This is a genomic window from Desmonostoc vinosum, assembly GCF_059505385.1.
On the sequence record NZ_JCACKM010000306.1, the window covers coordinates 1 to 3,683 of the forward strand.

Genomic DNA, 3,683 nt, shown 5'->3' on the forward strand with positions numbered 1-3,683 from the left:
CTCAACCGTATTATCTCGTACTCTTTTTCAAAAATCAAATAGGAGTTCTATATCATCTCTGGATTACTTATGCTACTTGGTGCTGTTTATCGACTAGCTCAAGTGGAGTCTAATATCAATGCCAGAATTACGCGAGTTGAAACAACTGTTTTGTCGGCAGTCGATCAACTAAAAGACAACGTGGTTGACAAGTTATATGCGACTGAGAAAAAATTAGATATTCACCTGACTGAGTATACAGAGAAAAAACTGTTTGCAGAATACAGGCATAACGCTACCGACAAACTCGTTGAACATAAGTTCAACCGTCTTCGGGGGCTAATCAAGCAACTTGCTGGGTTTCTAAATAAGGAATCAGGGTTTGTTCTGCGAGATGACGAGTACTAGTCACTCACTGGGGATTCACTGGGGATTATAACCTAGCAGCACACAAAGCAGCACCAATTAGGCCCACTTGTGGGTTGAGGATAATGTACACGGGTATCTCTTCCAGCAGAGAACGCATCCTGCCTTTTTGGGTGAAGTTTAGCAGAAAATTGCTGTTTTTGATTAAAGGCAGTATTTTGGGCGCAATACCACCAGCCATGTATAAGCCACCATAAGGTAGCAGTTTCAGGGCGAGATTGCCGGCTTCTGTGCCATAGGCATCGATAAACATTTGTATAGTTTGTTGCGAAAGACGATCGCTTCCTTGTAATGCAGCTATACCAATGGCTGCACCCGGATCAACGCTTTTTTCCTGTTGTCCTGCTTCTTTTTCCCAAGTGCGAACAATTTGGGCGATATCTGGGGATTCAATCATGCCTAGCGCCAGTGTCATGCTAATTTGGAATTTCGGATCGTAGTTGTGAAAATAATACCAATTCGTAATTCTTACATTAAGAAAGCTAGATTTGATCTGGAGCTTTCTTTGGCAGAATTGGTATAGCATCATCAAAATCCTATCATCTTAACTTAACTAATCAAGTTCAGCTAATACTTTAGTTAAGGTTTGTTTTTAGTCAAAATACATCTGCGCCTGCGAAATTTGACAAAAAAACTCGAGGAAGTAGGGAGTGGGGGAAAAGGATTTTATCGTATTTGTGTGATTTATTACATGGGTGTTTAGTTGGAAATAATTTCAAAGGAAAGGAAGATGGATAACAGCAATTGGTTACAACAGCTAATGATGGTTGGTATTGGTACAACGTCTCTAGTGGCGGAAAAACTGCGGCAAGTCGGTGATGAATTGGTTAAAGATGGTAAACTCAATCCCGAACAAGCCAAGGCCGTAATAGATGATATTGCACAGCAATTAAAGTCAGAACAGGGTAACTGGGATGCTCAAATGCAGCGTCAAATGCGAAATATGATGCAAGATTTAGGGGTGGCTCGTCAGTCTGAAGTAGATGAACTAAGGGGTAGAATTGACCGTTTAGAGCGTCAAGTGCGTGATTTGGAAAATAAGCTTTGGCGTTAAGATGCCATTTGTGATCTACACTTAATTGTGTCCTGTTGGTAATTCTTTTGCCAGACTACCTAAAGTAGGGAGTACTGATTTTGAAAGCAATTTTCCTCAGCGTGGCATTCATGCTGGTATGTGTTGTCGTTTTGGTGTTAGCGCAAGTTGGCAGTAAACAGGATAATGCCATCGCTGCCCAGTTAACCCAAACTTCGCCAGCACCCACTAATTTAACTGAAAACAATACTTTAATTGCGAGCGATACTATGTATCAAGCTGATGCGATCACCACCCCCTCTGGACTGAAGTATGTCGATTTAGAAGAGGGGACTGGTGCGACTCCTCAATCTGGACAAACAGTTGAGGTTCACTACACTGGCACTCTAGAAGATGGTACTAAGTTTGATAGTTCACGCGATCGCAACCGCCCTTTCAAATTTAAGATTGGTGTGGGACAGGTAATCAAAGGTTGGGACGAAGGACTCAGCACGATGAAAGTCGGTGGGCGTCGCCAATTAATCATCCCCTCAGAGTTAGGTTATGGTTCTCGTGGTGCAGGCGGCGTTATTCCCCCTGATGCCACTTTATTGTTTGATGTGGAATTGATAGGAATTGATTAGGGAATGGGGAACTCGGGGCTCCCGCTCCCCGAGGGAATGGGGAATTAGGAATAAACGACAATACCTATTCTCTATTTCAAAAATCAAAAGTTTCTATAATTGGTTTTGCCCATTTTCTATTCCCTATTCCGAGCTACGCGATAGTCTCAGTATTGAAGCGAATATATATAATTATTTCAATAATTTGCTCTAGCTAAGTTTTTGAACTTAGTAAATTGTGGGTCGAATAAAAGTTTTACAGTGCCTGTTGGCCCATTGCGATGTTTTGCTATAATCACTTCTGCAATGCCGCGATCGGGACTATCGGGATTATAGTAGTCGTCGCGGTATAACATTACAACTAAATCCGCATCTTGTTCAATACTTCCACTCTCTCTCAAATCTGACAGCATAGGACGCTTGTTGGTGCGTGCTTCTACACCTCGACTTAACTGCGATAGGGCAATAACTGGTACAGACAATTCCCTAGCTAAACCTTTGAGTTGACGCGTAATTTTTGATAACTCTTGGACACGATTATCTCCTGCTCCTTCCATTAATTGCAGATAATCAATCACAATTAAACCTAACTCTGTTCCTTGTTCTGCTTGCAATCGCCTTGCTTGACTACGCATTTGTGTGACTGTAATATTCGGCGTGTCGTCAATAAAAATTGGCATCTCTGAAAGCGTGCCAATGGCACGGCTTAAAGGTTCCCATTGTGTTTGACTTAGGCGTCCACTCCGCAGATAACCGCTTTCAATTTGCGCCTCGCTAGCTAATAAACGTTGTGCTAGCTGTTCTTTTGACATTTCTAAACTGAAAACAGCAACTGGTAATTTATAAGAAGCGGCAATATTATGACCAAGGTTTAAGCAAAATGCTGTTTTTCCCATTGATGGCCTGCCGGCAACGATAATCAAATCAGAACGTTGAAAGCCGCTGGTCATGGCGTCTAAATCGTAGAAACCACAGGGAATGCCAGGTAAGGCGATGCCTTGATTGCGATCCTCAATATCTTGGAAATTACTAATTAAGGTGTCTGCAATGTGAACTAAACCTGATTGAGGACGTTCTTGGGCGACACTGAATACTTTTTGTTCTGCTTGGTCTAAAACTATGGGTAACTCGGTTTCTGTCTCGTAACCGAGATGTACAATTTCATTACCAGCTTTGATTAACCGCCGTCGCAGGTACTTTTCCGTTACCAACCCTGCTAAGGCGTCGATGTTAACGGCTGATACTGTGCGGTCTACGAGAGTGGCTAATTTATTTCTCCCACCAATTCGAGCCAGCAAATCATTATCGGTCAACCAACTTGTCACTGAGAGTAAGTCGGTGGGTTTACCTTGAGCGTGGAGGCGGAGCGCTGCTTGGTAGATATCTTTGTGAGCGCTGATGTAAAATGCTTCTGGAAGTAGGCGATCGCTCACTCGACTAATTGCTTCTGGATCTAGTAAAATCCCCCCTAAAATCGCTTCTTCCGCCTCAATGTTTTGGGGTGGTAAGCGTTCGCTACCATCACCTTTAAAACTCAGTTCTTCAGCCATAGATCATTATAGAATCACTTTATTAGGGGACTGAGGAATGGGGACTGGGGACTGGGGACTGGGGACTGGGGACTGGGGACTGGGGACTGGGGA

4 protein-coding genes and 1 pseudogene are annotated in these 3,683 nt (G+C 43.0%); 3 read left to right on the forward strand and 2 right to left on the reverse strand.

Going from position 1 to position 3,683, the window contains the following annotated elements:
- Positions 1-69: 69 nt before the first annotated feature.
- A complete protein-coding gene (locus AC5JMF_RS31620; protein WP_495799664.1) occupies positions 70-387 on the forward strand; it encodes a hypothetical protein in 318 nt (105 codons plus the stop codon).
- Positions 388-412: 25 nt separating this feature from the next.
- Here AC5JMF_RS31620 and AC5JMF_RS31625 read toward each other — a convergent pair.
- Positions 413-796: pseudogene (locus AC5JMF_RS31625) on the reverse strand (glucokinase); the annotation flags it as partial.
- Positions 797-1,135: 339 nt separating this feature from the next.
- Here AC5JMF_RS31625 and AC5JMF_RS31630 point away from each other — a divergent pair.
- Together AC5JMF_RS31630 and AC5JMF_RS31635 are read left to right on the forward strand one after the other, a co-directional pair.
- A complete protein-coding gene (locus AC5JMF_RS31630; protein ID WP_495799665.1) occupies positions 1,136-1,459 on the forward strand; it encodes a phasin family protein in 324 nt (107 codons plus the stop codon).
- A gap of 80 nt (positions 1,460-1,539) precedes the next feature.
- Positions 1,540-2,061, forward strand: coding sequence for an FKBP-type peptidyl-prolyl cis-trans isomerase (locus tag AC5JMF_RS31635; protein WP_495799666.1), 522 nt, complete (start codon positions 1,540-1,542; stop codon positions 2,059-2,061).
- Between the two features lie 176 nt (positions 2,062-2,237).
- On the opposite strand, the gene dnaB is transcribed toward AC5JMF_RS31635, so the two are convergent.
- A complete protein-coding gene (gene dnaB / locus AC5JMF_RS31640; protein WP_495799667.1) occupies positions 2,238-3,590 on the reverse strand; it encodes a replicative DNA helicase in 1,353 nt (450 codons plus the stop codon).
- Positions 3,591-3,683 lie beyond the last annotated feature (93 nt).

Coding starts and splice junctions, on each gene's coding strand:
- dnaB (WP_495799667.1), bottom strand. CDS start 3,590: ATGGCTGAAGAACTGAGTTTTAAAGGTGATGGTAGCGAACGCTTACCA.
- AC5JMF_RS31630 (WP_495799665.1), top strand. CDS start 1,136: ATGGATAACAGCAATTGGTTACAACAGCTAATGATGGTTGGTATTGGT.
- AC5JMF_RS31620 (WP_495799664.1), top strand. CDS start 70: ATGCTACTTGGTGCTGTTTATCGACTAGCTCAAGTGGAGTCTAATATC.